The sequence below is a fragment of the Virgisporangium aliadipatigenens genome, from assembly GCF_016863615.1.
Classification (GTDB): domain Bacteria; phylum Actinomycetota; class Actinomycetes; order Mycobacteriales; family Micromonosporaceae; genus Virgisporangium; species Virgisporangium aliadipatigenens.
In genome coordinates this window covers 60,473-86,645 of record NZ_BOPF01000010.1, presented here as the reverse complement: position 1 = coordinate 86,645, position 26,173 = coordinate 60,473, and the positions used below count along the sequence as shown (strand labels likewise).

Genomic DNA, 26,173 nt, shown 5'->3' with positions numbered 1-26,173 from the left:
CACACAAACAGGCGTAAACAAATCCGCAAGCAAAACGAAACGGCGGTGAAACCACATGTACGCCGAAGAACGCCAGCAGGAGATCCTGCGGTTGGCGCGAGTCGAGGGTCGGGTCGACGTGGCCGCCCTCGCCGACACGCTCAACGTCACGGCAGAAACTATCCGTAGGGATCTCACCACGTTGGAGCGCGCAGGGGTACTCCGGCGCGTCCACGGCGGAGCGATTCCCGTCGAGCGCATCGGCTTCGAGCCCGCCGTCGCCACCCGGGACGCGGTGCTCACGGTCGAGAAGGAACGCATCGCCAAGGCGGCCCTGTCCGAGCTGCCCGAGGACGGGGCGATCATCCTGGACGCCGGCACCACCACCGCCCGGCTGGCCCAGGCACTCCCCCTGGATCGGGAGCTGACCGTGGTGGTCAACTCTCCCGTCCTCGCGACGATGCTCGCCTCGCGCGCCAACATCAACGTGCTGCTGCTCGGCGGCAGGTTACGCGGACGCACCCTCGCGACGGTCGACGACTGGGCGCTGCGCCCGCTCGCCGACCTTTACGTCGATGTGGCGTTCCTCGGCGCCAACGGCTGCTCCGTCGAACGCGGCCTCACCACCCCGGACCCGGCCGAGGCGGCCGTCAAGCGGGCCATGATCACGGCGGCCCGCCGCACGGTGCTGCTCGCCGACCACACGAAGATCGGCAATGACTACCTGGCGAGGTTCGGCCAGTTGTCCGATCTGGATCTGCTGATCACCGACACCGGACTCGACGACGACCTCGTCACCGACGTCGAGGCGGCCGGTGTCCGGGTGGTCCGCGCATGATCGTCACCGTCACGCTGAACCCCAGCCTGGACCGCGCCGTCGAAGTGGACGAGCTGGTCCGGGGAGAGGTCATCCGCGCCACCGCGGCGCAGGTCGACCCCGGCGGCAAAGGGGTGAACGTGTCGCGCGCACTGCTCGCCAACGGCGTTCCCAACCGGGCCGTGGTGCCCTGCGGGGGCGACGAGGGCGCGCAGCTCATCCACCTGCTGGTGCAGGAGGGCGTCGACGTGCTGGCCGTCCCGATCAGGGGCCGGACCCGCTCGAACATGACGCTCGCGGAGCCGGACGGCACGGTCACCAAGGTCAACGAACCGGGGCCGAGCCTGTCGCCGGAGGAGTTCGAGGCGGTCATCCGCCAGGTGCTCGGCGTTGTCTCCAGCGCTGACTGGGTCGTCGCGTGCGGCAGTGTGCCGCCGGGGCTGCCCGTGCAGGCGTTCACCGAGCTCTGCAAGAGGGTGACGGCGGCGGGCGTCCGGCTCGCGGTCGACACCAGCGGACCGGCCCTGCGGGCGGCGGCCTCCGCCGGCGCGGCCCTGGTCAAGCCCAATCGTGAGGAGCTGGCCGAGGCCGTCGGCCGTCCGCTCACGTCACTGGGTGACGTCATCGACGCCGCCCGACAGATGCGGGAATGGGGCGCCGGTGCGGTGCTCGCCTCCCTCGGGGCCGACGGCGCCGTCCTCGTCGACGACGACGGGGTGGTGGCCGGAGACTCGCCGGTCGAACGGCCACGCAGTTCGGTGGGTGCCGGCGATTCCCTCCTCGCCGGCTTCCTCGCGGCGGGCGCCTCCGGCGCCGAGGCCCTGGCCGAAGGGCTGGCGTGGGGCGCCGCTGCGGTCAGCCTCCCCGGCAGCACGATGCCCGGCCCGTCCGATCTGCTCCGGCAACACGTTCGCATCCACCCCAGGCCGGACCAGGTCCGACCATTACCTACCCCCTGACCCCTCGCGTACCTGCGTAAGGAGCCACCCCCCATGTCCGACGTGAGCTACACCCCGAGAGTGACGGGGACCGGTCTCAAGGCCTCCGTCCAGAGGTTCGGCGGCCACCTGGCCGGCATGGTCATGCCCAACATCGGCGCGTTCATCGCGTGGGGCCTGATCACCGCCCTCTTCATCGAGAAGGGCTGGACCCCCAACGCCAAGATCGCCGAACTCGTCGGCCCGATGATCACCTACCTGCTGCCGACCCTCATCGGGTACACCGGCGGCCGGATCGTGCACGGCCAGCGCGGTGCCGTCGCCGGTGCGGTCGCGACGATCGGTGTCATCGTCGGCTCCACGGTGCCGATGTTCCTCGGCGCCATGATCATGGGCCCGCTGACCGCCTACATCGTGAAGCTGTGGGACGGCCTCGTCCAGGACAGGGTCAGGCCCGGCTTCGAGATGCTGGTCGACAACTTCTCGCTCGGCATCATCAGCGGTGCCATGGCGATCCCCGGCCTGTACTTCATCGGCCCGGTCGTCGACTGGTTCACCAAGGTCGCCGGGAACGCCGTCGACTGGCTGGTCGACAACAGCCTGCTGCCGCTGGCGTCCGTTCTCGTCGAGCCGGCCAAGGTGCTGTTCCTCAACAACGCCATCAACCACGGCGTGTTCACGCCGCTCGGCGTCACCGACGTGCAGGAGAAGGGCAAGTCCATCCTGTTCATGATCGAGTCCAACCCCGGACCCGGTCTCGGCCTCCTGCTCGCCTTCATGTTCTTCGGCCCGAAGATGATGCGCGGCACCACCCCCGCCGCCATCGTCATCCACTTCTTCGGCGGGATCCACGAGATCTACTTCCCGTACGTGCTGATGAAGCCGCGCCTGATCCTGGGCATGATGGCCGGTGGCGCCGCCGGTGTGGCGACGTTCATGATCACGGGTGCCGGCCTGGTCGCCTCCCCCGCGCCGGGCAGCATCTTCGCCTACCTCGCCGTCACGCCCAAGGGCGGCTACTTCGGCGTCATCCTGGGGATCCTGATCTCCGCCGCCGTCAGCTTCGCCGTCAACTCGGCACTGCTCGGGTTCGGCCGGCTGGAGAAGGATGAGGAGACCGAGGAGGAAGGGGCCGAGGCAGTGACCGCGGCCGACGAGCCCTCGGCGAACGGCACCCAGCCCACCACGTCAAACCGCGCAACCACGGAGGTGTAGTTCCGCCATGACCACCACCATCAGCGGCAAGGAAGTCAAGAAGGTCGTCGTCGCCTGCGACGCCGGAATGGGCAGCAGCGTGATGCTCGCCAGCATGCTGCGCAAGCAACTCAAGGCGAACGCCGTCACCGTCGAGCACACCCCGGTCAACTCGATCCCGGCCGACGCCGACGTGGTCATCTGCCACAAGGGGCTGGCCGATCGGGCCCGGGCGAGCGCGCCGGACAAGGTGATCGTGCCCATCCAGGTGTTCATCGGCGACCCGGCCGCCGCGGCGGTGGTCAAGGCGATCCAGACGGGTGGCGACATCCGTGGCTGAGGAAGAACTGCTGGAGCGGCGGGCCATCCGGCTCGCCGCCACCGCGGCCGACCGGGCCGACGCGATCCGCCAGTGCGGCGAGACGTTCGTGGAGATCGGTGCGACCGACGGCTCGTACGTCGACGCGATGCTGGCCCGCGAGCGTTCCGTCTCGACCTACATCGGTGAGGGTGTCGCCATCCCGCACGGCACCCTCGCCGGCAAGGAGGCCGTGCGGCGCGACGCGCTCGCGGTGCTCCGTTTCCCCGACGGCGTCGACTGGGACGGCGAGCGGGTCACCGTGTGCGTGGCCATCGCCGCCAAGGGCGACGGCCACGTGGCGCTGCTCGCCGCGCTCGCGGAGATCCTCATGGATCCCGACCAGGCCGCCGAGCTGCGCAACGCGACCGAACCAGATCAGGTACTGCAACTACTAGCACCCATGCGAGAGGGTTCCGCTTCATGAAGGTGGTCCGATTCCACGCTCCCGGCGACGTCCGCATCGAGGACGCCCCGGTCCCGACCCCAGGCCCCGGCGACGTCCAGGTACGGGTGCGCAACTGCTCCACCTGCGGCACCGACGTGAAGATCTCGAAGTTCGGGCACCAGAACATCACGCCGCCGCGGGTGATGGGGCACGAGATCGCCGGCGAGGTCAGCGAACTCGGTGAAGGGGTCGAGGGCTGGGCCGTCGGCGACCGGGTGCAGATCATCGCCGCCGTCCCGGACGGCACCTGCGGCGAGTGCACCCGCGGCCGGATGAGCGTCTGCGCGCACCAGGAGTCGATCGGATACCAGTACGACGGCGGGTTCGCCGAGTACGTCGTCGTTCCGGCCAAGGTGCTCGCCGTCAACGGCCTCAACCGCATCCCGGACGGGGTGGGCTTCGCCGAGGCGTCCGTCGCCGAGCCGCTCGCCTGCGTGCTCAACGGCCAGGAGCTGGCGAACGTCGGCCCCGGCGACGACGTCGTCATCATCGGCTCCGGCCCGATCGGCTGCCTGCACGTGCGGCTGGCCCGCGCGCGCGGCGCGAACCGCGTGTTCCTCGTCGACCTCAACCGCGAGCGGCTCGACCTCGCGGCCGGGCTGGTCCACCCGGACGCCGCGATCTGCGGCAGCGAGACCGACGTCGTGGACGCCGTGCTCAAGCTGACCGACGGGCGGGGCGCCGACGTCATCATCACGGCCGCCGCATCGGGTGCCGCGCAGGAACAGGCCATCCAGATGGCCGCCCGCAGCGCGCGGATCAGCCTCTTCGGCGGCCTGCCGAAGGACAAGCCGACGATCACGCTCGACTCGAACCTGGTGCACTACCGGGAGCTGACCGTCGTCGGCGCCAACGGTTCGGCGCCGTCGCACAACGCCGAGGCGCTGCGCCTGATCGCGTCGGGCGAGGTCCCGGTCTCCGATCTGATCACGCACCGGCTGCCGCTCGACCGCGCCCTGGAGGCGTTCGACATCGTCGCGCGCGGCGAAGCGATCAAGGTCACCATCGAGCCCTGAGAGAGGACCCCGCCATGCCCTCCCGCACCGTCACCATCGGTTCGACCAGCGGTTTGCACGCCCGCCCCGCCGCGCTCTTCGTCGCGGCGGCGGCCGCCCAGCCCGTTCCGGTGACCATCCGGACCGGCGAGAAAAAGCCCGTTCCCGCGCGCAGCATGCTGTCGGTGCTGTCGCTCGGGGCGAAGCACGGCACCGAGGTGACCCTCGAGGCCGCCGACGGTGACGGTGCCCAGGAGGCCGTCGACGCGCTCGCGGACCTGCTGGAGCAGAACCTCGACGCCGAAGAGTCAACAGCGTCATGACCTCCCTCAAGGGGATCGGGGTCTCTCCCGGGTTCGCCGCGGGGCCGGTCTACTCCGTGGCTCCCCCGCCCGAGTTGCCCCCGCCCACCGCGGTGTCCGACGTGGACAGCGAGGTGGCGCGGGGCCGGGCCGCCCTCGCCGACGTTTCCGCTGATCTGGAACGTCGTGCGCGGGCGGCCGGGGACTCGCCGGCCGGACAGATCCTCAACGCCCAGTCGATGATGGCCGCCGACCCCGCGCTCGCGGATGCCGTGGAGGAGGAGATCCGGGGCGGTGCCGATGCCGCGCACGCGATCGACGCGGCCATCGCGGTGCACCGGGCGGCGTTCGAGGCGGCCGGCGGTTATCTCGCCGAACGCGTCGCCGACCTCGACGACCTTCGGGACCGGGCGGTCGCCGTGGCCCTCGGCCGGTCCATGCCGGGGATCCCCTCGCCCGGTCACCCGTTCGTACTCGTGGCGAACGACCTCTCCCCCGCCGACACCGCCGGACTCGACCCGCGGAGCGTGGTGGCGCTGGTGACCGCGGCCGGCGGCCCGACCAGCCACACGGCGATCCTGGCCCGCGGGCTGGGCCTGCCGGCCGTCGTTCGCTGCCCCGACATCCTGACCGTCGTGGACGGCATGCCGGTGACGGTCGACGGCAGCACGGGCGAGGTGCGGGTGGGCGTCACCGCCGAGGAGGTCGCCGAGAGCACCGCACGGGAGACCGCGCGCCGGGCCGCCCTGGCCGCCAGCAGCGGGCCGGGGCGCACCGCCGACGGCCACGGCGTGCAGCTGCTCGCGAACGTCGGTTCGGCGAAGGACCTCGCCGGTGGGCTCGGCGACGGCGTGGAGGGCATCGGGCTGTTCCGCACCGAGCTGCTCTACCTCGACCGCGCCGAGGAACCGTCGTTCGACGAACAGGTCGAGGCGTACCGGGCGGTGTTCGAGGCGATGGGCTCGCGGAAGGTGGTCGTGCGCACGCTCGACGCCGGTGCCGACAAGCCGCTGCCGTTCATCACTCCCGATGACGAGCCCAACCCTGCCCTGGGGGTGCGCGGAATCCGCATCGCGGAGAAGCGGCCGGCTGTCCTCCGTTCCCAACTGAAAGCCATTGCGGAGGCGGCCCGGACGACGGACGCGGACGTCTGGGTGATGGCGCCGATGATCTCCACCCCGGCGGAGGGTGCGCGCTTCGCGGAGGAGTGCCGCGCGGCGGGCATCGCGACGGCCGGCGTGATGATCGAGGTCCCGGCCGCTGCCCTGCGGTCGGCCGCGATGCTGCGCGGTGTCGACTTCCTCAGCATCGGCACGAACGACCTCAGCCAGTACACCTTCGCCGCCGACCGGATGTGCGGCGAGCTGGCCGAACTTCTCGACCCGTGGCAGCCCGCACTGCTCGAACTGATCGCCACCTGCGCGGCGGCGGGCAAGGCGGCCGGCAGGTCGGTGGGCGTGTGCGGCGAGGCGGCCTCGGATCCCGGGCTCGCGGTGGTGCTGACCGGCCTGGGCATCAGCAGCCTGTCGATGTCGCCACGCAGCGTGCCGGCGGTGCGGGAGTCGTTGGCCCGGTACACGCTGGCCGAATGCGCGGAGATCGCCAAGGCCGCGCTCGCGGCGGAGGACGCCGCTGCCGCTAGATCGGTGCTCAGCTAGCTTCTCCCTATGAGCGAGTGTGCCAGCAGATGAGCAGCACGGTCAGGGTCCCGGAGACCCGGACGATGGACGACGACCAGCTGTCCGCCGACGACGCGTGGCACACGCTGCGCAGGTACGGCGGATGGCGGTTGTTCGTCGACGCCTTCGTGCGGTTCCGCTACGGCGACGGGTTCTCCCACGCCCGGGCGCTGGGGCTGCAGATCTGTCTCGCCACCGTGCCGTTCCTCATCGCGCTCGTCGGGCTCGCCAGCGACCTGGGCGTCGAGGAGGGCGGCCGGGTGGTGGCGGACGTCGTGCTGGCCCTCACGCCGGGCACCAGCGAGGGCATCGTCAGCGAACTCCTGCTCGACACCGAGGGTGCCGAGGAGGCGGGCGAGGTGGCCCTGACGCTCGGCCTGATCACCGGGCTGTTCGCGCTCACCAGCGCCATCGCCCAGATCGAACGCGGCGCCAACCGCATCTACGGCGTCGAACGCGACCGGCCGGTGCAGTGGAAGTACCTGCGGGCGTTCGTCCTGGCGATCGTGGCCGGCATCCCGGCGGCCGGCGGCTTCGTGCTGCTGGTGGCCGGTGAGGCGGTCGGCGCGTCGCTGGACAGGTGGTACGCCTGGTCGCCGTGGATGCACACGACGTTCGACATCGTGCGGTGGCCGGTCAGCCTGGCGCTGACGGTGCTGTCCGTGGGGGTGCTCTTCCGGCACTCGCCGCGCCGCTGCCAGCCCGCGCTGTCGTGGCTGCTGTTCGGGGCCGGGCTCGCGACGGTGCTGTGGTGGCTGGTGTCGATCATGCTGGCGATCTACGTGCGGAGCAGCGACGCGTTCTACTCCACGTACGGGGCGCTGGCCGGGATCATGGCGCTGCTGCTGTGGGCCAACCTCACGGGGATCTCGCTCTTCCTGGGGCTGGCGTTCGCGGCTCAGCTCGAGGGGCTGCGGGTCGGGGTCGCCGAGCCGGCCGAACCGGACGAGTGGGAGCCGCTCGACTCCGAATCCCCCTCGGCCGCGCCCGAAACCACCCCCGCCACCTAACTCCGCCGGTATTACGTGGCCGGCGGCTCACTCGTCGCCCTCTTGTGCACCGTCCGGCCCCGGGGCCAGGTTGTCGGTCATGCGGCGCAGGACGCGCAGCGTCGTGCGGTAGTCGTCCTCCGTCACGCCGTCGGCCATGGCGGCGCGCATCGCGTGTGCCTTCTCCGCCACGGCGGCGTATCCGGCCACGCCGGCGGGCGTGAGCCCGTAGCGCCCGGCGTCGTCGCCGGCGATCCAGCCGCGTCGGGTCAGCCCGTCGAGCGTCTCGTCCACCCCCGTGAACGGGTGCAGCGCCCCGGCGATCCCGGCCGCGTCGCGCGGGGTCTCGCGGACGACGTTCAGCAGCTGCCAGTGCCGCCGGGTCAGCTGCTCGCCGGCGAGCACCCGCGCGAACGCCGTCTCGATCCGGCCGTCCAGTCGCTTGAGCCAGTAGCCGATGGGTCGTTCCATCGCATGCCTCCTGTCATGTACATGTTGTTTAGCATATAGTTTGCGCTCGTGGCACCCGAGAGCGACGAGCACGTCGAGACGGTCGAACGCGCGATGGTGGCGTTGCGCCGAAGCCAGAGCCGGCGCGCGCTGGCCCGGCTGGCCGCCGATCACCGACCCACCGCCCTGAGCAGCGGCGCGGAGGTGCTGGACGCGATCGAGCAGGCCGAGGAGGCGCAGACGCCGGCGACCGTCACGAGCGTGGCCGCCGCCCTGGGGATCGACCAGCCGCGCGCGAGCAAGCTCGTCGCGGCCGCCGTCGAGGCGGGACTGGTGCGGCGCGTGGCCGATCAGTCCGACGGGCGGCGGGCCCTGCTGGTGCGCACGGCGTCGGGGCGGCGCGTGTCGGCGGAGATCCACGCGTTCCGCCGGCAGGTCGCCGGGCAGGCCATGGACGGGTGGTCGGCCCGGGACCGCGCCGACTTCGCGCGGCTGCTCAGCCGCTTCGTCGCAGCTCTGAGCGCGGTGACCGCCGACCGCTGACGCGGCCCGGTCACGGCGATGATCCGATCGCTCGCGTCGCAGGCGGCCCGGTACCCGGCCCGCAGCGTGCGCAGTGGTACCGCCGGATCCACCGTCATCGAACGGCTTCCGCGTGCGGCCGCACCACCGGCGACGATCTCCTCGAACCACATCGACTCGACGAAGGTCAGGTGCTGGAGCAGCCCGGCCAGGTTGGTGCCCGAGCCGACCGTGCTGCGGCGGGCGTCCTCGTCGCTGAGCCCCGCCACCTTGCGCAGCACGCCGGCACGCAGGCCGTCGAGCACGGCGCGCAACTGGTCGAGCTCCCGCGTCACGGTCGTGAGCATAGGGGCGCGCACGGCCGATGAGTTTGCGCGGCGGCGGCGGTCTACCACCTCGAGACGATGCGACTTGAGAGGATCACCACCATGGCAAAGGTCATTTCCACCCTGTTCATCTCCGCCGACGGTGTGGCCGAGATCGATCCCGACTGGCACTTCCCCTACTTCGACGAGAACATGGGCCGCGCCGTCACCGAGGACTACGAGACCTCCGACGTGCTGCTGATCGGCCGCGAGACGTACGACAGCTTCGCCGGTGCGTGGCCCGAACGGGAGGCCGCCGGCGGGGAGGACGCGCCGTTCGCCAAGCAGCTCGGCGACATGCGCAAAGTGGTCGTCTCGCGGCAGCCGCTGGAGTTCACCTGGCGCAACTCCGAACTGGTCGGCGGGGAGCTGGTCGAAGCGGTGACCGCGCTCAAGGCCGACGCCGGGATCAAGGGCATTCTCATCCCCGGTTCGATCTCGGTGGTGCAGCAGCTGCTGGCCGCCGGGCTCGTCGACGAACTGCGGCTGCTCGTGCACCCGGTCGCGGCGCGCAAGGGGCGGCGGCTGTTCGACGACGGGGATGCGCCGTACCACCTGCGCGTGGCGGCGACGGAGGCGTTCCCGACGGGTGTGCTCCGGGTGATCTACACGCCGTCCGAGGCGCCGAAGGCCGCCGGCTACGAGGACACCAAGGGGCAGGTCTGAGCTTGTCGCGCCCGGCGCGCACATGATCGGATGGTGGGAGCATCGCGTGCCGGTGGCGGACTGCGCCAGGCATGGAGGTGCCGGATCGAAGGGCCGCCGTACCAGTGGCTTCCCATCAGCGCGACCGTGCCGTCGCGTTCGGCCTGCAGTTGTCGCAGGCACATCGAGAACTACGTAACCGGATCACCCGGCTCAAGGCCGACCTGGGGCGGCGCCGATCGGCCGACAGTGTGCTCGTGACGCACTGCCTGGCGTTCTGCGCCGCGTTGACCTCGCACCACGAGGGTGAGGACAAAGGGATGTTCGACCAACTCCTGAAGGAGCGCCCGGACCTGGAACGGACGGTCGCCAACCTGATGGAGGACCATCAGCTGATCGAGGGGATCCTGCGGCGGGTGGCCGCGCTCGCCGACCGGGCGGCGGAGTCCGGGGACCTGGAGGCGGTCCGGCGGGAGCTGGACGGGCTGACGGCGATCATGGACTCGCACTTCGCCTACGAGGAACGCACGATCAGCGCCGCGCTCGACGCCGGGATCACCGACACCGGCTGGTCCGAGCGGGTTTTCCAGCTGGGAGAGGGCTGACCCGCGCCCGGCCCGGCACCACGGGGGAGCCGGGCCGGGGCAACGGCGTCAGCTCGCCGGGATCTCGCCGGTCGCGACGAGGGTGGCGCGGCCGAGGATGTGGTCCTTGATCATGAAGTTGAGGACGGCGGGGCTCGCACCCGGGTCGACCTGCAGGTCCTCGACGGCCAGCGCGTGCACGATCACGAAGTAGCGGTGCGTGCCGTGGCCGGCCGGCGGGGCGGCGCCGATGAACCGGGCCCCACCCGCGTCGTTGCGGTACTGGATCGCGCCGGCGGGCAGCCCGGAACCGGCGTCGTCACCCGCACCCTCGGGCAGCGACGTGGTGCTCGCGGGGATGTTCGCGACGGCCCAGTGCCAGAAGCCGGACTGGGTGGGCGCGTCCGGGTCGAAGACGGTGACCGCGTAGCTCTTCGTCCCCTCGGGCGCGCCGCTCCAGGTCAGCTGCGGCGAGCGGTCCTGCCCGCCGGGCACCCCGAACAGGCCCGAGTACTGCGCCGCGGCGAACGGCTTGCCGTCCTCCACGGTCTCGCTGGTCACCGTGAAGGTCGCCGCCTCGGGCAGGCGGGCGAACGGGTCGTTGCCACTCATGGGCTCTTCTTCCCTTCAGGACTGATGCTTTCGAAACGCTGACTACGATCGACCACGCTAGCAATAATCGATTATCTCGCCTAGTGTCGACCGCGTGTCGAGTGAAGGAACGCCGTCCGAACGCATGTACGCGGCGCTGCGGGCGGCCGTGCTGCACGGGGAGTTCGCGCCGGAGGCGCCGCTGAAGCCGCAGGAGCTGGCCAACCGGCACGGCGTGAGCCTCGCCGTCGCGCGGGAGGCGCTGCTGCGGCTGGTCGGCGAGGGACTGGCACAGCGTCTACCCAATCGCGGGTTCGCCGTGCCCGCCACCGGGGCGCGGCGCTGGCAGCAGCTCGCCGAGGCCCGCGCCGTGCTCGAACCGGCCATGCTGACCATGGCCATCGCGCGGGGCGACCTGGAATGGGAGGCCCGCGTGCGGGCGGCACACCACCGGCTCGCCGGCACACCCCCGTTCGCCCGGGAAGGCGACGCGCACTACAGCGACGCCTGGGGCGAGGCCCACCGGCTCTTCCACCGCGCACTGCTCGAGGGATGCGGCAACGCGGTGCTGCTGGAGGCGTTCGACCGGATGTGGATCGACAGCGAACTCGCACGCCGCTGGTCCGCGATCGGCGCACCCGGACGCGACGCCGTGGCCGAGCACCGGGCCATCGAGGAGGCGGCGCTCGCCCGCGACGCCACACTCGCCGCCGACCTGCTGCGACGCCACCTGGGGCGGACGGCCGAGGTGCTGCGGGCTCAGCCGCCCGTCGACGACAACGCCGTCACGAACGCCACCTGAAGCGCCGCCACCGCCACCAGCACGGCCGTGAGGGCGTGCCGGGGCAGCGAACCGGCGCGGTGCGCGTACTCGGCGATCACCGTGGTGGTCCCGATGCCGGTCGCGACGACGCACGCGTACACCAGCAGATGCAGGCCGTGCGACCGGGCATTCCAGTCGTAGGTCGCCGAGAGGACGACGCCGTACAGCGACAGCGCGTACAACGGCACGATCACCGCCGGCCGGGTGAGCAACCGCAGGCCCGGCGATTCGAGCAGCGCGGTCAGCCGCTCCGGCACGCCGTCGGCGGTCAGCGCGAGCACGCGGGGGCGGCCGCTGACGACCAGTGCGGGCACCAGGATCGCGACCGCGAAGTGCTGCACCGTGCTCGCCCCGGAGCCGGCCCCGAGAGCCGGTCCGGCCGCCGCGAGGGGCGAACTGGCCGCCACCACCAGCAGCAGCCAGCCGGCCACCCAGGAAGCGAGTCGGGCGCGGGGCCAGGGCAGGCGGCGTGCGGCGGTCAGGTAGGCGGCGATCGCCACCGCGGCGGCGGTCAGGAAGATCGGCTCGGGGATCCAGCGCAGCAGCGGCGTCGCCGGGGTCTCGACCAGTGCCACGCCGAAGTCGTTCGGGGGTGGGGTGCGGGCCAGGCCGGCCGCCAGGCCGATCGTCGCGGCCATCACCAGCAGCTCCACCGTCGCCAGCCGGGCGAACGCCCAGGAACTGCCGGCGGCCAGCCGCGGCAGCGACACCCGGCGGTGCCGTTGTCCGAGACCCGCCAGCAGCAGGATCGCCGCGGCCTTGGCCGTCACGACGAGGCCGTAGGCGCTGGTGTACAGATCCGACCACTGCGCCAGCCGGGCGGCCGCGCCGACGAGGCCGGTCAGCAGCGTCACCCCGCAGCAGACCAGCGCGAGGTGCGAGAAGCGGCGCACGGCGGTCGCCAGTTCGCCGGCGGGGGCGCGCGGGCCCAGCAGCACCGCGGCGAGGCCGCCGACCCAGAGCACAGCCGCGGCCACGTGGAGCACCAGCGCCGACACCACCACCTGGTGGCTGCCGCCCGTGCTCGCGTGGCCGGCGGTCACCGGCGGCATGACCGCGACGAGTGCGAGCGCGAGGACGAACGCCGCGCCGTTGGGCGTTCGGGCGAGGAAGCAGCCCACGGCGACGGCCACCGCGAGCGCGAGGCTCAGCAGGAGGGCGCGGCCGCTCGGGAGTTCGACCAGGAAATACTCGACGGCACGGGCGTCGACCGTCGGCCGGCCGAACACCTCGGACGCGGTGAGCACGATCCGGACCGCGACCGTGACCACCCACGCCACCGCGACCACGAACGCCACCCGCATCGCGCGGCGGGTCAGCGGGCGCAGGAAGCCGGCGGCCAGCAGCTGACCGGCGATCACCACCACCAGGAGGTCCGAGAGCAGGGCGGCGGCCGGCAACAGCCACGGCACGGCGCCCGGCTCCATCCCGAGCGCCGGGGCGACCTCGGCGAGCCGCCGATTCTCCCGCCACACGACGGCGGTGACGACGGCCAGCGCCAGCGCGACAGCGGCGGCGACCAGCGGCCAGCGGCGCCTCGGCCGCTCCGCCGGGCGGCCGGCCGCGGGGGTGATCAGGGCTACGGAGGATCGTTCGGCCAACGGGTCCGTCCTTCGGGGTGGTCTCCCAGGAAGTACGGGTGCGCCGACGCCGGGGTTCCGCTTCCGCTTCGCCGCACTCCCGCGCCGCCCCGGCAGGCATGGTGAGACGCGCGATACAGCCGCGGCGCCGCCGGTCTGACACCATCGGCGAAATGCTCCCCGCCGACAACCACGTGCACACCCAGTGGTCATGGGACACCTGGACCGACGCCTCCATGCACCGGGCCTGCGAACGGGCGATCGAGGTCGGCGTGCCGGCCGTCGCGTTCACCGAGCACGTCGACTTCGTGGTCTGGGGCGAGGACGACCCGACCGACCACGGGCTGACCCACACGCACGGGCGGGAGGGGCTCTCCCCGCTGGACGTCGAGGGCTACTTCGCCTGCGTGGCCGAGTGCCGGGAACGCTTCCCCGAGCTGACCATCTGGAGCGGCATCGAGGCCGGCGAGGCGCACCTGTTCGCGGGGAGCCTGGCGGCGGTGCGGGCGCGGGGGACGTTCGACCGGATCCTGGGGTCGCTGCACGCGCTGCCGTACGAGGGGCGGCTGGTCTACGCCGACCGGCTGTACGCGTGGTACCCGCCGGAGCAGGTCATGCGGCGCTACTTCGCGGAGCTGCTCAACCTGGTCGCCGGGAGCGACGCGTTCCAGGTGCTGGCGCACTGCGACTTCCCGCGGCGGAGCTGGCCGGGGGCGGAACCCTACGACGAGAAGGTCTTCGAGGAGGAGTACCGGGCGGTGTTCCGGGCCCTCGCCGCGTCCGGACGGGCGTTGGAGATCAACACGCGCAGTCCGCTCTGGTCGGTGTCGCTGGTGCGCTGGTGGCGCGAGGAGGGCGGGGAGGCCGTGTCGTTCGGCAGCGACGCCCACGTCTACGGCCGGGTGGGCGCGAGGTTCGCGCAGGCGGTGGACATCGTCGAGGAGGCCGGCTTCTCCCCCGGCCGCGACAGGTACGACTTCTGGCGCCGCTGAACCGGCGCTTGCGCCGATCTTGCACTTGTGGCGGCGACATTCCAGGGCGGAACCGGGCACGCCGGGCGCCACAACTGCAAGATCGCCAGGCCTGAGGTGGTTCAGACGTCTCCTTGAGTCTTCCTTGAGGCGACGGGTCGATCTCCCGGACGTCCCCAGAAACGTCCCGAGGAGTTGACCTACGTGGCCAAGCCCCGCCGCCTGACGACCATGGCGCTAATTTCCGCAGTCTCCGCCGCGTGCGGCATAGCGATGGGTTCCCCCGCCCTCGCCACGCCCCGCGACGGCGACATCCGCGGTGCCGGTGCCGAAGGCGCCATCAAGGACAGCTACATCGTCGTCATGAAGGACGGTGCGGCGCTCCCGGGTCAGGTCGGCGCGAGCGCCGTCGGCGGCGGCACCGTCGAGGAGATCTACGACTCGGTCAACGGCTACGCCACCACGATGTCCGAGGCGCAGGCCAAGAAGGTCGCCGGCCGCTCCGACGTGGCCTACGTCGAGCAGAACCGCGTCGTCAAGATGAGTGCGACCCAGCCGAGTGCGCAGTGGGACCTGGACCGCATCGACCAGCAGAGCCGCCCGCTGAACGGCTCCTACACCTACCCGAACACCGCCTCGACGGTGCGCGCCTACGTGATCGACAGCGGCATCCGCACCACGCACAGCCAGTTCGGCGGCCGCGCCACCGCCGGCGCCGACTTCATCGACGGCACCCCGACGGCGAACGACGACTGCGAGGGCCACGGCACCCACGTCGCCGGCACCATCGGCGGCAGCACCTACGGTGTGGCCAAGGGCGTTGCGCTGGTGAGCGTGCGGGTCCTCGACTGCGAAGGCGCCGGCACGCTGAGCGGCGTGCTCTCCGGTGTGCAGTGGGTGACCGCCAACGCCGTCAAGCCGGCCGTCGTCAACATGAGCCTCGGCACCAACACCGTCAGCACCACGCTCGACGACGCCGTGCGCGCCTCGATCGCCTCCGGCCTCACCTACACGCTGGCCGCCGGCAACGACACCATGAACGCCTGCCTCTCCTCGCCGTCGGACGTCACCGAGGGCATCGTCGTGGGCGCCTCGGACGCGGCCGACTGGGCGGCGTACTTCTCCAACTTCGGCCAGTGCCTCGACCTGTTCGCCCCGGGCGTGGACATCCGTTCGGCGGGCATCGCCGGCGACAGCGCCACGATGAACATGGACGGCACCTCGATGGCCGCCCCGCACGTCGCCGGCGCCGCCGCGATGCTGCTCGCCGCGAACCCGTCGCTGACTCCGGCCCAGGTGCAGACCGCCCTGGTCAACGCGGCCGTCCCGAACAAGATCCGCGACGCGGGCCCCGGCTCGCCGACCGGCCTGCTGCAGGTCAGCGGCGCCACCCCGGCCGCGGCACAGCCGTTCACGCTGATGGCGCGCGCCAACGGCCGCTGGGTGACGGCCGAGAACGGCGGCAACAGCGCGCTCGTCGCCCGTGGCGTCACGGTCGGCCTGTGGGAGCAGTTCGACGTGGCCGACGCCGGCAACGGCACCGTGTCGCTGAAGTCCCGCGCCAACAACAAGTACCTGACCGCCGAGAACGCCGGTAACAGCGCACTGATCGCCAACCGCACCGCCGTCGGCTCGTGGGAGAAGTTCAAGCTGGTGACGCAGGGCGACGGTGGCATCGCGATCCAGGCGATGGCCAACAACAAGTTCGTCACCGCGGAGAACGGCGGCAACGGCCCGCTGATCGCCAACCGCACCGCCGTCGGCGCGTGGGAGAAGTTCGACCAGCCGGTCGACCCGGCCCTGATCTCGCTGACCGCCGCCGTCAACAACCGCGTCGTCACCGCCGAGAACGGCGGCTACGGCAACCTGGTCGCCAACCGCACCGCCGTCGGCGCGTGGGAGGAGTTCGACATGCTGGACGCCGGTGACGGCTGGGTGGCGCTGCGTTCGCACGCGAACGGCCGCTTCGTCTCCGCCGACAACGCCGGCAAGAACCCGCTGGTCGCCAACCGCACCTCGATCGGCGCCTGGGAGAAGTTCCGCGTGATCCACATGGGCGGCACCGCGGTGGCCCTGCTCGCCAACGCCAACCTCAAGTTCGTCACCGCCGAGAACGCGGGCAACGGCGGCCTGGTCGCCCGTGCCGACGAGCCCGGTTCGTGGGAGGTCTTCTACCGCTCGGTCGTGTGACGCGCGGAACGGATGGTTTGCCGGCGACGGACCATGGGCACTCCTCAGTCATCGATCAACAACCAGGATCTTTGACCAAGGGAGAGTGGACATGACCGTCGTCGGCATCGTTTCCGCACTGGTCGTCGGCCTCATCGTCGGCTTCCTCGGCCGGCTCGTGGTGCCGGGCCGCCAGAACATTCCGCTGTGGCTGACGCTGGTGATCGGCGTCGTCGCCGCCCTGCTCGGGACCGTCGTGGCCCGCGCGATCGGCGTCGACACGACCGGCTTCAGCGTCCTGGAGTTCCTGCTCCAGGTCCTGCTCGCCGCCGTCGGTGTGGCGATCGTGGCCGGTGGCTTCCACCGCCGCGGGCACCGCAGCCGGTTGTAAGAGCATCCGCAACAAGTGCACAGAGAAGCGGCGTCCGACCCGGTCGGGCGCCGCTTCGTCGTGCGGCAGTTCGGCTACGGATAAGCTGTGATCATGGCAAAGAAGGCGGTTGAACTGCGCGAATGTGACCGATGCGGAAAGGAGCCCGCACACACGTGGACCATTACTGGTCCGGAGGGCGCCACCCGCGAGATCGAGCTGTGCGAGCGGCACGGCGCGCCGGTCGCCAACGCCTATGCGCTCGCCCGACCGGTCGTGCGCAAGCCGGGCCGTTCCGCCGGTCGCGGTCGTCCGCGCAGCGCCCCAGCACCCGCCGCGCCGCCGCAGCAGCTGCCGCCGGCCCCGCCGGAGCCGATCTGGCGCTGAAAATTACAGGCGCAGGTGCCGGTAGGGGGCCGTCTCCCCGTTCCGGTACAACCGCACTTCAGCTCCTTCCGGGGGAACCGGCACCAGGCGCACGCCGTCCGGTTCGAGCCGGAATTCGGTCGTCTCCGTCACCCGCCCGTCCTGGCGCACCTCCAGGCGGTAGTCCTGCGCGGTGCGTTCGCGGTTGCGGACCCGCACCGTGCCGGGGTCGGCGGCGGCGAGTTCGGTGTAGTAGGACTCCGGCGAGCGGTACCGCGCGGCCTCGGCGACCTGCCAGACGAGCACGCCGGTGAGGGCCACGGCCGGCAGCGCCGCCAGCCAGCTCCAGCGGGGCCGCACGCCCGGCCGCCAGAACCCGGGCGCACCCGGCGAGTCCCGGTACCGCCGCCCGATGGACACGGCGGCGAGCAGCAGGCACTGCGCCAGCAGCGTCGCGCACACCGGCACCGGCCGGAACCCGCGCCCGAGCGCCGCCACGGCCAGCCCGGCGGCGGCGGTTGCCACTAGGGAGAGCGGCCCGATCAGCACGGCCCGCAGGTACCGGTCCGGGGACGCGTGGTCGACGAACATGGCCAGCACCGCCAGCCGCCCGGGCAGGTACAGGCAGAGCGCCGCCCCGGCGAGGTAGCGCACCGGCCCGTCGGTGAGCGCCGCCAGCACCGCGCACACCACGGCCACCGCGGCGAGCGCCACGGAACGCGGCCATCCCGGCTCCTCGGGCAGCACCTTCACGGCGCCACCCTGGTGCGCGCCCGGGAGGCCCGGATCCAGGAGACCGCCGCCGCGCCCCCGACCGCCGCGAGCCATCCGGCCGCCATGCCGTTCACGCCCCAGCGGAACGCCGCGAGCACCGGCACGGCCAGCGCGGCGGCACAGAACCCCCCGGTCAGCGCCGTCAGCGTGCCGAACCGGTGCTCGGTACGCAGCCGCGCCTGCACGATGATCACGACCGCCCACGGGACGGCCCCGACGAGCAGCAGCCGCAGCGGGTCGGCGGCCCGCTCGCCGTACTCGGCGCCGTAGAGGGCGAGCAGCCAGCCCGGCGCCACGATCACCGGCATCGCCGGCACCAGCAGCAGCAGGGCGAACCGCAGCCCGCGCCGCGCCGTCTCTCCCGCCGAGCCGGCCGTTGCCTGGGCGAGGGCGATGTTCGACACGACCGCCGGCACCAGGTAGGCGATCTGGGAGAGGCTCCACGCGACGTGGAAGAACGCGTTGCGGTGCGCGCCGAGGACGTTCACGGCGACGAGCGGCAGGGCGAACTGCGGCGCGCCGCTGAGCAGCGAACCGGGCGTGTTGCGCCAGGCGAAGTCCGCCAGTTCCCGCACGGCCGGGTCGTCGCCGTACGGCGCGAGGAGGCGGTACCCGGGGATCAGCCGCGGCATCGCGAGGAGCACCACGGCGACGGTGCACAGGGCCGGCAGGGTCACCGCCAGGTACAGCCCGCGCGGGTCCGTGACGACGGCCAGCGGCGCCAGCTTCAGCAGCCCGGCGGCGGTGTTGCGGGCCAGGACCACGCCGGCCCGGCGCCGCGCGGCGAGCAGGTTGTCGACCAGTACGGCCGCCGCCGCCCCCACCCCCGCCAGTGCGAACAGCACCAGATCCAGCCAACCGTCCACATAGGACACCAGCGCCGGCGACACCACCGGCGCGGCGAACCCGAACACCAACGCGGCCACCACCGACGTCACCGCCGAGAAGTGCAGCCCGGCGTTGAGCCGCGCCGTGACACCCTCGTCCGCCGCGCCGTAACGCAGCATCGCGAACGGCAGCGCGAAACCGGTGAGGTAGCTGAGGAAGGCGTTCGCCGAGAAGAGACCGGCGGCGAGGCCGAGCACCTCGGGCGCGACCCGGTGCGCGGCGACGACCCAGAAGAGCAACCCCGTCCCGGCCGCCACACCGGTGCTCGCGAGCATCAGGTACGACTGCCGGTAGAGCGGGTCCCTCCAGTGCGCCCGCGCCGCACCGAGCGCCGTCACCGGACGGGTCGGGCGGCGCCGTCCATGATGCCGGTCGCCGCGCCGTACACCCCGGTCGCCGGCATCGGTTCGGTCCGCCGCGGGTCGGCGCCGGCGCCCTTGCGCAGGTAGATCCCGTACGCGCTGGGTGCCTCGGGCCGGTACCCGTGGGTCGCCCGGTCCGGGTACTCCTTGGTGCGGAAGAACGTCGGCGAGATGTAGCTCGGGTGGAAGACGACCGCCTCGTCGGCCACCAGGATCTCCTCCCCGTAGCGGTCGTGCGGGAACGCGATGCCGTAGCGATGCTCTTCTTCCGGGGTGAGGAACGCCGCCGGCGCGTCGGCCAGCGCCTCGTGGATGCCGAGGCGCACCGACGGTGTGCTGTACCAGAAGCGGGCGAACGTGCTGTCGACGAAGACGAGATAGTCCTTGCCGAGCCGCCAGCGGCGCAGGGCTGCGAAGAGGTCGTAGTTGCGGCGGATGTCGGTCATGCCGTGGTCGGAGAAGAGCAGCACGTGCGCCTGCGGGTCGTCGCCGACGCGTTCCCACACGGCCTCGGTGAAGCGGGCGACGCGGTCCAGGTCGGGGCGCAGTGCGACCGGGTCGGCGCCGAGGCGGTGGCCGTGCCCGTCGATGCTCGGGTCGTAGTAGAACGCCACGTCGTAGGTGCCGAGCACGCGGTCCAGGTCGGCGATCTGCGCGTCGACGTCGTAGCCGTGGTCGAGATAGCGGAAGAAGAAGCGCATCCCGCGTTCGAGGGCGGCGTCGCCGAGGTTGGGCACCGGCAGGTCCACCGGGGGGAACCGGCGGTAGTCCATGTCGTGGCGCGCGAAGTGGTGCGCGAACTGCAGCGGGATCCGCAGCTTGTGCGCCGCCGGCATCCCCGCCTTGCGGGCGAAGCGGAACAGCACGAGGCGGGCCAGGTTGACCGACGTCAGCAGGGCGGGCGTGCGCACCACCCGCTTCGCGAACGTCGACTGTGGACGGTCCTGCCGGTAGTACTCGGTCCAGACGCCGGTGTTCTGCGGCGGTTCGCCGGTCACCAGGCAGGGCAGGATCGTGGAGCTGTAGCCGAGCACGGTCTCCAGGGGACGGCGTTCCGGCCAGAAGTCGCCCATGAAACCGGTCTCCTGGACGTAGCGCCAGGCGAACGCGTCGGCGAAGTACAGCACGAGTCTCATGTGGACACTCCCGGTCGGCGGTGGACGAGGATCTGCGGGCACGCCCGCCAGTCGGCGAGGACGGTGCGCCGTTGCTCCGATGTGGACAGTTCGGGGGCGGCGGCCAGGCGCAGCGCCCGCTGCCACACGCGCAGGATCGGGTCGATCGTCGGGTCGATCTCGGCCCAGCGGCGCTGCTTCGCGAGGCGGGCCGTCCAGTACAGGCGGTGGCGCCAGTGGCGTTCGAACCGGCCGAGGCGGACCAGGCCGGCGAGGGCGTTCTGGTCGACGCCGGCGTACCGGGTGATGAGCCGCGCCAGCCCGCTGACCAGGTGCGCGCGGGCCTGCTCCACCGGGGCCACGAACGGCGCACCACCCAGCCGGGCCCGCAGCACGCCCAGCATCGCGGCGTACACCGGCGGCGGGGTGTGCGGGGCGCAGTGCTCCAGCTCGGCGAGGCGTTCGCGGTAGCTGGGGCGGTAACGGCGTTCGGCCACCAGGTACGCCTCGGCGAGCGCCTCGTAGGACTTGGCGACGACCCGCTCCGCGGGGATCAGTCCCTCGACGTACTTCACGTGCTCGAGCACGCGGTTGCCCAGGACCCGCACGCCCTCCCAGATCGGCAGGTCGGCGTCCCGCCCGTCGGGGATGAGGGTCGCGAGGTCGAGCCGGCCGGCGACGACGACGCCGTTCGCGCGCGCCTCGTGGAACGCCAGCGTGTGGTGCCGGCGCAGCGGCCCGACCGGCACCGCGCCGCCGTCGATGCCGCTGTGCCGCAGCGGTGCCAGCACCCGGTCGACGGCGGCGATCAGCCGGGGGTCGGTGCGGCGCACCAGCACCATGAGGTCGATGTCGCTCAGCAGGGTGTCGCCGGCCCAGATCTCCTCGCCCCGGGCCGCCGACCCGCTGACGACGACGCCCAGCACGTGCTGGCGCACCGGGTTCCCGTCCAGCGCCGCGAGAAAGGCGTCCACCCGCTCCTTCACCGCCGGGTTCAGCCCGCTCACCCGGCCACCTCGTAAAGCACGATCGTGCCGTTGTCGTACGCGCGGCGGAACCCGGGCGCGTCGAACTTCGTGAGCGCCCGCCGGCTCAGCTGAGTGTCCACATAGGCCCCCGGTTCGGACTCGTCGAAGTAGAAGCCGGTCAGCGGGAAGACACCGGCCGTGCGCAGGTCGACGGCGATCCAGTCGAGCCGGGCCCGGCGGATCTCGGTGAACACCGCCGGCGTCAGCTCCTCCGCCGCGACGATCTTCCAGACCGGATAGCCGTCCTCCTGGTAGGTCACCGGGATCTGCTCCCCCACGCTGCCCAGCAGCGCCGCCAGCGTCCGGTCGCCGGTGACCCGTTCGTCGTGGGTCCGCCCGGCCAGCCAGCGCGCGGCGGCCACCACGTCCGGCGTCATCGACCGCGGGTCCGCCGAGGGCAGGTAGGGCCCGGGGAAGCGGATGTGCTCACCGGAGCGCATCACGCCGCTGCCGACGAAGACGACCAGCAGCATCGCCGCCGTCGCGAGCCACGTCGCGGGCTTGCGGCGGGCCACGAGCGTGGCGAGCGCGAGCGCGCAGACCGGCGCCAGCCCGATGAACGCGAACTCCCAGAGCCGCTTCACCACCTGGTCCCCGCGCAGCACCACCAGCGGGATGGAGCCGAAGTAGATGGCGCCCAGGGCGGCGCACACCCAGGGGTCGAGCCGGTTGCGGCGGCGCAGCGCGGCGTAGCCGCCCCAGCAGTACAGCCCGAACAGGATCAGCACGGCCGCGTAGCTGGCGTAGCGCTCGTAGGCCGGCGTGGGCAGGAAACCGCCGAAGAGCCGGCGCGGGCGGGTCTCCCCGGTGAGGAACTCGGGTATCGACATGAGGTTCGAGCGCACGTACGGGCCGACGTAGGTGAGCGTGTACGACGCGGCCGTGAAGAGCCACGCCACCGTCGCCGCCGTCGCGCCGGCCGCCAGCGCCACCAGGTGCGCGGACGGGCGTCGCCGCGCCGCGGCCTGGCCCAGCACCACCAGCACCAGCAGCCCCGCGAGCAGGTACGCCGAACCGTGGTGCGTGATGACCACGAGTCCACTGAGGACGGTCGCGGCGACCAGCGCGGCGGTGCGGCCGGCGGCCGGAGCGGCCAGGTTCAGGGCGAGCAGCAGCACCAGTGCGACCAGCGGCGCCGCGACCGACTCGTAGGCGAACTGCGCGTCGAAGAAGGCGAAGGCCGGATTGGCGACGAAGACGAGCGCCGCCAACAGTGCGGCGGCGGGCGCGCGTACAAGGCGTTCGGCCAAGAGGAAAACGGCGACGCAGCCGGCGCAACGGGCGAGCAGCACCACGAGATTGCCGGTCTCGAAGACCGAGCCGCCGGTCGCGGCGGCGAGCGCGGCCGTCGCGGCGTGCAGGCCCGGATAGTCCGCCACCACGCGGTTGAGCGGGTTCTCCGCGAACAGCGGCAGGCCGTCCAGCAACGCCTGCGCCGCGCGCACGTGCGCCTGCTCGTCGTAGAAGTTGAAGTACGCGGGCGCGCGCAGGAACTTCGGCAGCGACAGCAGCACCGCCAGCACCACGGTCAGCCACGCACCCGCCCGACGGCGGTCCGTCGACAGCGCGAACGCCGCACCGGCCGTCGCGACGGCCAGCGCCACGCCGCCCCAGTACAGCTCGTGCTCCCAGCCGGCGTCCCGTTCGGCGCGGTGGTACGCGGCCACGAACAGCAGCCCCGCCAACGGGAACCCGACACATACCGAGGCGAGTTTCATAGCGCGTCCACGTAGACCGACTCGATGCGATCGACCACAGTGGACGTCGCGAAGTCCCGGGAGCGCGCGTACGCGGCGTGTGACATCAACGCCACCCGCTCGGGGTCGCTCAGCAGCGAGATGGCGGCGTTCGCCAGTGCGGCCGGGTCGCCCGGCGGCACGAGCGTGCCGGTGACGCCGTCGATGACCAGATCCGGCATGCCACCGATGCGGGTGCCGAGCACGGGACGGCCGGCCGCCATCGCCTCCAGCACCACCGTCGGGCACGGGTCCGGCCAGATCGGCGGGGCCACCACCACGGCCGACTCCCGGTAGCGGCGCCACAGGGGTTCGCCGCTGAGGCGGCCGGCGAACGCGACCCCGGAGACCCCGCCCGGCGGCCCCGCCGTGCCGACCACGTGCAGCCGGGCCAGATCCGGGGGCATCCGGCGCACCGCGTCCAGCAGCACCGGAAGGCCCTTGTGCCGGTCGCCCGGGCCGACGAAGAGCAGCCCCTCCCCCGGCGGGCTCCACGCGCCCTCGGGCAGGTCGAGGAAGTTCGGGATCACCTGCACCGAGATGCCGCGCGTCTCGCGGTGCCGGCGGGCCACGTGTTCGGAGACGGCGAGGAAGCGGGTCACCCGGCCGGTGAAGCGCGGCACGGTGTAGCCGAGCGCGGCGCTGAGCACGCCCCGCTTCACGATGCCCTGTTCGGGGCCCTGGCAGGTGAGGCAGCGCAGGCCCCGGCCCTCGCGGCACTCCTCCCCGCCGCGCAGGAGGTTCTTCTTCGGGCAGCGCAGCCCGTAGTCGTGCAACGTCACGACGACCGGCCTGGCCCCGGCGGCCGCCACGACGCTGAACTCGCACCACCCGTGCGCGTGCACCACGTCCGGTTCGGTCGACCCGATGATGCCCTCCAGCACCCGCCGGAACGCGGGATCCGCCCACGGCGGGTGGAACGCGCGCCCGTGCTTGCCGTAGGCGCCGGGAAGGCGTCGCAGCCCGCCGGGGATGCGGTGCACGCGCACGCCATCGTCCACAGTGGACGGTGTGTCGGGGAGGCCGCCGCCGGCGACCACGGTCACGTCGTGGCCGCGCCGGTGCAGTTCGTGGCCGAGGCGGCGCACGTGTGCCTCCAGCCCACCGGGGGCCGGTGGGTAGAAGTCCGACACGAGCAGGATCCTCATGCCAGCCGCTCGTAGACCCTCTGGTACCGGTCGAGGACCGCGGTGAGCGCATACTCGCCGAGGTCGACCTGGACCCGTTCCCCCGAAACGCCCTGGATCGCGGCGGCGACCTCGGCGGGGCGCGACGGGTCCGCGGTGCGTACCGCGTCGGGAAAGCGGCGCGCCCACGCGGACAGCGCCGTGTCCCCACTGGTGACCACGGGCGTCCCGGCCGCGAGCGCCTCCAGAACCGTGTAGGAGAACGCCTCCGCGCTCGACAGGTTGACGTGCACCGCCGCCGCGCCGACGGCCTCCCGCACGGCCGCGTCGGAAAGCCCCTGCTCCCAACGGATCCGGTCGGCGACGGCCAGCCGGTCGGCGAGGCGGCGCAGATCGTTCCACTGTGGACCGTCACCGATCACCCGCAGCGTGTACCCGGGCAGCTCGGCAAGGGCCCGCAGCACGGCGTCCACCCGCTTGTAGCCGACCAGCCGGCTGACGACCACCAGGGTCTTGTCCTGCGTGGGCGGCGCGGCCGGCACGGGCTCCACGCCGTTGGGGATCACCTCGGGCGCGATCCCGAAGTGGCGGTCCACCAGTGCGGCCTCGCTCGCCGACACGGCCGTGACCGCGGCCGCCCCGCGCACGATGTGCCTGCCCAGGCGCCGGTACGCCGGATGCAGCAGGCGCGCCGCCGGCGTGTGCCCGGCGCCGTGGTAGTGACAGGTCAGCACGTACGGCCGGGTCCGGCTCGCCCACACGCCGGCCGCGACCGTGGAGTGCAGGTTGTGCACGTGGCACACGTCGGCGCGCAGCCCGCGCAGCACCCGCACGAGGTCCGGCGACCACTCGAACGCGTCCCCGCGGCTCGGCACCCGCAGCACCCGGAACGGCCCGCGCTCGACGCTGCGCGGCGCCCTTCCCCCGAACGTCAGCACCGTCACGTCCGTCCCGCGCGCGGCGAACCCGTGGGCGAGTTGCCGGCACAGCGTCTCCACCCCACCCACCCGCGGCGGGAACCCGCGGGTCACGAGCAGCAGTCTCATGTGGACGCGGGCCGCAGCCCGCTGGCGACGAAGCGCCCGCCGTACGCCCCCGCCGTGACGAGCAGTCCCCCGGCGCCCACGAGCGCGCGCACACCGGCGGCCCGGTCCCGTTTCACCACACCCTGCCGGGCGTAGCGCACGATGGCGGGGATGAGCGTGTGGCGCGCGTACGACTGGTCGAACCCCATCGCCGCCGGCCCGTACCGCACGTGCACGTCCGCCTTGCTGATGCCCTCGGCGACGCAACGGGTCCACAGGTACCGCCAGCCCACGCGGGACGCCGGCACGAAGTGGTGCACCAGCGCGTCCGGCGCGTACCAGATGCTCTCCGGCCCGAACCGTCGCCGCAGCGCCACGGCGAGCGCGATCTCCTCGTTGGAGTGGTTCTTCGCGCTGGGGCCGCTCGGCCCGAAGTCGTGCGGGAAGCCGCCGACCGCCCGCAGCGCGTCCCGCCGGGCGGCCATGTTGCACGCGATCGGCCGGGTCACCGGCTGCGGCGTCGTCGGATGGCCGGCGTACGTGCAGCCCACCACCCAGAACAGCTCGTCGGGCAGGCGCGGGTTGCCGGCCTCCCAGCGCGGCACGATCCGTCCCCCGGCGGCCACGGTGTCCGGTTTCTCGAAGGGCCGGGCGATCTCGGCGAGCCACTTCGGGTCGGCCACGGCGTCGTCGTCGATGAACGCCACCAGTTCCCCGGAGGCGTGCTCGACCCCGGTGTTGCGGGCGGCGGAGACGCCCTTGCCGGTGCTGGCGAGCAGCTTCGTGTCGGCGGGCAGCAGTGCCGGGAGGCGGGCCAGCAGGCCGGGGTTGTCGTCGACGACCACGATCACCTCGTGCGGCGCCGGTTCGGCCGCGAACAGGCTGTCGACGCACTCACGGAGCAGCCCGAGCCGCCGGTCGGTGTGGGTGCACACCACCACCGAAACGCTCCCCACGCGCGGCCCCCACCAAGAGTAATGAGA

The 26,173-nt window shown here is 72.5% G+C and carries 28 protein-coding genes and 1 pseudogene; 17 read left to right on the top strand and 12 right to left on the bottom strand.

The genetic code is table 11. The features are described 5' to 3' along the window. The first annotated feature begins 55 nt into the window (after window positions 1–55). The 9 genes from Val02_RS16215 to Val02_RS16180 are packed head-to-tail and all read left to right on the top strand — an operon-like array spanning window position 56 to window position 7,720. Window positions 56–817, top strand: coding sequence for a DeoR/GlpR family DNA-binding transcription regulator (locus Val02_RS16215; protein ID WP_203899905.1), 762 nt, complete (start codon window positions 56–58; stop codon window positions 815–817). Continuing rightward, complete coding sequence (gene pfkB, locus Val02_RS16210; RefSeq protein ID WP_203899904.1) at window positions 814–1,755, top strand: 1-phosphofructokinase; 942 nt, start codon at window positions 814–816, stop codon at window positions 1,753–1,755. The genes Val02_RS16215 and pfkB overlap by 4 nt, the downstream gene beginning before the upstream one ends. 33 nt (window positions 1,756–1,788) lie before the next feature. Further along, entirely contained in the window at window positions 1,789–2,949 is a 1,161-nt protein-coding gene (mtlA, locus tag Val02_RS16205; protein WP_239152994.1) for a mannitol-specific PTS transporter subunit IIC, read from the top strand. A gap of 7 nt (window positions 2,950–2,956) precedes the next feature. Beyond that, window positions 2,957–3,268 (top strand): PTS sugar transporter subunit IIBC family protein, encoded by a 312-nt coding sequence (locus Val02_RS47375; RefSeq protein ID WP_239152993.1) that lies wholly within the window; start codon window positions 2,957–2,959, stop codon window positions 3,266–3,268. Then, on the top strand, window positions 3,261–3,713 hold the full coding sequence (locus Val02_RS16200; RefSeq protein WP_239152991.1) for a PTS mannitol transporter subunit IIA: 453 nt from the start codon (window positions 3,261–3,263) through the stop codon (window positions 3,711–3,713). The genes Val02_RS47375 and Val02_RS16200 overlap by 8 nt, the downstream gene beginning before the upstream one ends. Next, on the top strand, window positions 3,710–4,750 hold the full coding sequence (locus Val02_RS16195) for a zinc-dependent dehydrogenase (RefSeq protein WP_203899902.1): 1,041 nt from the start codon (window positions 3,710–3,712) through the stop codon (window positions 4,748–4,750). Before Val02_RS16200 ends, Val02_RS16195 begins: the two co-directional genes overlap by 4 nt. 14 nt (window positions 4,751–4,764) lie before the next feature. Next, window positions 4,765–5,052 (top strand): HPr family phosphocarrier protein, encoded by a 288-nt coding sequence (locus Val02_RS16190; RefSeq protein ID WP_203899901.1) that lies wholly within the window; start codon window positions 4,765–4,767, stop codon window positions 5,050–5,052. Then, on the top strand, window positions 5,049–6,689 hold the full coding sequence (gene ptsP, locus Val02_RS16185; RefSeq protein WP_203899900.1) for a phosphoenolpyruvate--protein phosphotransferase: 1,641 nt from the start codon (window positions 5,049–5,051) through the stop codon (window positions 6,687–6,689). Before Val02_RS16190 ends, ptsP begins: the two co-directional genes overlap by 4 nt. 29 nt (window positions 6,690–6,718) lie before the next feature. Next, a complete protein-coding gene (locus Val02_RS16180; RefSeq protein WP_203899899.1) occupies window positions 6,719–7,720 on the top strand; it encodes a YihY/virulence factor BrkB family protein in 1,002 nt (333 codons plus the stop codon). Window positions 7,721–7,747: 27 nt separating this feature from the next. Here the strand turns inward: Val02_RS16180 and Val02_RS16175 are convergent, their stop codons facing one another. Next, on the bottom strand, window positions 7,748–8,170 hold the full coding sequence (locus Val02_RS16175; RefSeq protein ID WP_203899898.1) for a winged helix DNA-binding protein: 423 nt from the start codon (window positions 8,168–8,170) through the stop codon (window positions 7,748–7,750). A 48-nt stretch (window positions 8,171–8,218) separates the two neighbouring features. On the opposite strand from Val02_RS16175, the gene Val02_RS47370 reads away from it, so the two are divergent. Continuing rightward, complete coding sequence (locus Val02_RS47370) at window positions 8,219–8,692, top strand: MarR family winged helix-turn-helix transcriptional regulator (protein ID WP_239152989.1); 474 nt, start codon at window positions 8,219–8,221, stop codon at window positions 8,690–8,692. A gap of 44 nt (window positions 8,693–8,736) precedes the next feature. Here Val02_RS47370 and Val02_RS47365 read toward each other — a convergent pair. Beyond that, window positions 8,737–9,018, bottom strand: a pseudogene (locus Val02_RS47365) (mycothiol transferase); the annotation flags it as partial. An 81-nt stretch (window positions 9,019–9,099) separates the two neighbouring features. On the opposite strand from Val02_RS47365, the gene Val02_RS16165 reads away from it, so the two are divergent. Beyond that, on the top strand, window positions 9,100–9,702 hold the full coding sequence (locus Val02_RS16165) for a dihydrofolate reductase family protein (protein WP_203899896.1): 603 nt from the start codon (window positions 9,100–9,102) through the stop codon (window positions 9,700–9,702). A 104-nt stretch (window positions 9,703–9,806) separates the two neighbouring features. Then, a complete protein-coding gene (locus Val02_RS16160; RefSeq protein ID WP_203899895.1) occupies window positions 9,807–10,286 on the top strand; it encodes a hemerythrin domain-containing protein in 480 nt (159 codons plus the stop codon). A gap of 48 nt (window positions 10,287–10,334) precedes the next feature. Here the strand turns inward: Val02_RS16160 and Val02_RS16155 are convergent, their stop codons facing one another. Further along, complete coding sequence (locus Val02_RS16155; RefSeq protein ID WP_203899894.1) at window positions 10,335–10,877, bottom strand: YbhB/YbcL family Raf kinase inhibitor-like protein; 543 nt, start codon at window positions 10,875–10,877, stop codon at window positions 10,335–10,337. Between the two features lie 94 nt (window positions 10,878–10,971). On the opposite strand from Val02_RS16155, the gene Val02_RS16150 reads away from it, so the two are divergent. Next, complete coding sequence (locus Val02_RS16150; protein WP_239152987.1) at window positions 10,972–11,658, top strand: GntR family transcriptional regulator; 687 nt, start codon at window positions 10,972–10,974, stop codon at window positions 11,656–11,658. Here the strand turns inward: Val02_RS16150 and Val02_RS16145 are convergent. Next, window positions 11,616–13,280, bottom strand: coding sequence for a cytochrome c oxidase assembly protein (locus tag Val02_RS16145; protein ID WP_203899893.1), 1,665 nt, complete (start codon window positions 13,278–13,280; stop codon window positions 11,616–11,618). The genes Val02_RS16150 and Val02_RS16145 overlap by 43 nt on opposite strands. Before the next feature lie 152 nt (window positions 13,281–13,432). Here Val02_RS16145 and Val02_RS16140 point away from each other — a divergent pair, with 152 nt between their 5' ends. From Val02_RS16140 to Val02_RS16125, 4 genes are all read left to right on the top strand, one after another. Continuing rightward, window positions 13,433–14,251, top strand: a complete 819-nt coding sequence (locus Val02_RS16140) for a PHP domain-containing protein (RefSeq protein ID WP_239152986.1) — start codon at window positions 13,433–13,435, stop codon at window positions 14,249–14,251. A gap of 252 nt (window positions 14,252–14,503) precedes the next feature. Further along, the gene (locus tag Val02_RS16135) at window positions 14,504–16,420 is read left to right on the top strand and encodes a S8 family serine peptidase (protein ID WP_239152983.1); all 1,917 of its coding nucleotides are present in this window, start codon (window positions 14,504–14,506) and stop codon (window positions 16,418–16,420) included. Between the two features lie 91 nt (window positions 16,421–16,511). Next, on the top strand, window positions 16,512–16,790 hold the full coding sequence (locus tag Val02_RS16130; RefSeq protein ID WP_203899891.1) for a GlsB/YeaQ/YmgE family stress response membrane protein: 279 nt from the start codon (window positions 16,512–16,514) through the stop codon (window positions 16,788–16,790). Between the two features lie 93 nt (window positions 16,791–16,883). Continuing rightward, complete coding sequence (locus Val02_RS16125) at window positions 16,884–17,156, top strand: hypothetical protein (RefSeq protein ID WP_203899890.1); 273 nt, start codon at window positions 16,884–16,886, stop codon at window positions 17,154–17,156. A 3-nt stretch (window positions 17,157–17,159) separates the two neighbouring features. Here Val02_RS16125 and Val02_RS16120 read toward each other — a convergent pair whose 3' ends face one another. From Val02_RS16120 to Val02_RS16085, 8 genes are read right to left on the bottom strand one after another with little or no spacing between them, the layout of a single operon-like run. After that, window positions 17,160–17,888, bottom strand: coding sequence for a DUF8471 domain-containing protein (locus Val02_RS16120; protein ID WP_203899889.1), 729 nt, complete (start codon window positions 17,886–17,888; stop codon window positions 17,160–17,162). Further along, window positions 17,885–19,135: a lipopolysaccharide biosynthesis protein gene (locus tag Val02_RS16115; protein ID WP_203899888.1), complete on the bottom strand. Its 1,251-nt coding sequence runs from the start codon at window positions 19,133–19,135 to the stop codon at window positions 17,885–17,887. Before Val02_RS16115 ends, Val02_RS16120 begins: the two co-directional genes overlap by 4 nt. Continuing rightward, the gene (locus Val02_RS16110) at window positions 19,132–20,295 is read right to left on the bottom strand and encodes an alkaline phosphatase family protein (RefSeq protein ID WP_203899887.1); all 1,164 of its coding nucleotides are present in this window, start codon (window positions 20,293–20,295) and stop codon (window positions 19,132–19,134) included. Before Val02_RS16110 ends, Val02_RS16115 begins: the two co-directional genes overlap by 4 nt. Then, window positions 20,292–21,281: a nucleotidyltransferase domain-containing protein gene (locus Val02_RS16105; RefSeq protein WP_203899886.1), complete on the bottom strand. Its 990-nt coding sequence runs from the start codon at window positions 21,279–21,281 to the stop codon at window positions 20,292–20,294. The genes Val02_RS16110 and Val02_RS16105 overlap by 4 nt, the downstream gene beginning before the upstream one ends. Beyond that, on the bottom strand, window positions 21,278–23,020 hold the full coding sequence (locus Val02_RS16100; protein WP_203899885.1) for a hypothetical protein: 1,743 nt from the start codon (window positions 23,018–23,020) through the stop codon (window positions 21,278–21,280). Before Val02_RS16100 ends, Val02_RS16105 begins: the two co-directional genes overlap by 4 nt. Beyond that, complete coding sequence (locus Val02_RS16095) at window positions 23,017–24,186, bottom strand: glycosyltransferase family 4 protein (RefSeq protein ID WP_203899884.1); 1,170 nt, start codon at window positions 24,184–24,186, stop codon at window positions 23,017–23,019. Before Val02_RS16095 ends, Val02_RS16100 begins: the two co-directional genes overlap by 4 nt. Beyond that, window positions 24,183–25,211 carry a glycosyltransferase family 4 protein gene (locus Val02_RS16090; protein WP_203899883.1) on the bottom strand — a complete coding sequence of 343 codons (1,029 nt, stop codon included), beginning with the start codon at window positions 25,209–25,211 and terminating at the stop codon, window positions 24,183–24,185. Before Val02_RS16090 ends, Val02_RS16095 begins: the two co-directional genes overlap by 4 nt. Next, window positions 25,208–26,146 carry a glycosyltransferase family 2 protein gene (locus tag Val02_RS16085; RefSeq protein WP_203899882.1) on the bottom strand — a complete coding sequence of 313 codons (939 nt, stop codon included), beginning with the start codon at window positions 26,144–26,146 and terminating at the stop codon, window positions 25,208–25,210. Before Val02_RS16085 ends, Val02_RS16090 begins: the two co-directional genes overlap by 4 nt. Between the last annotated feature and the right edge of the window lie 27 nt (window positions 26,147–26,173).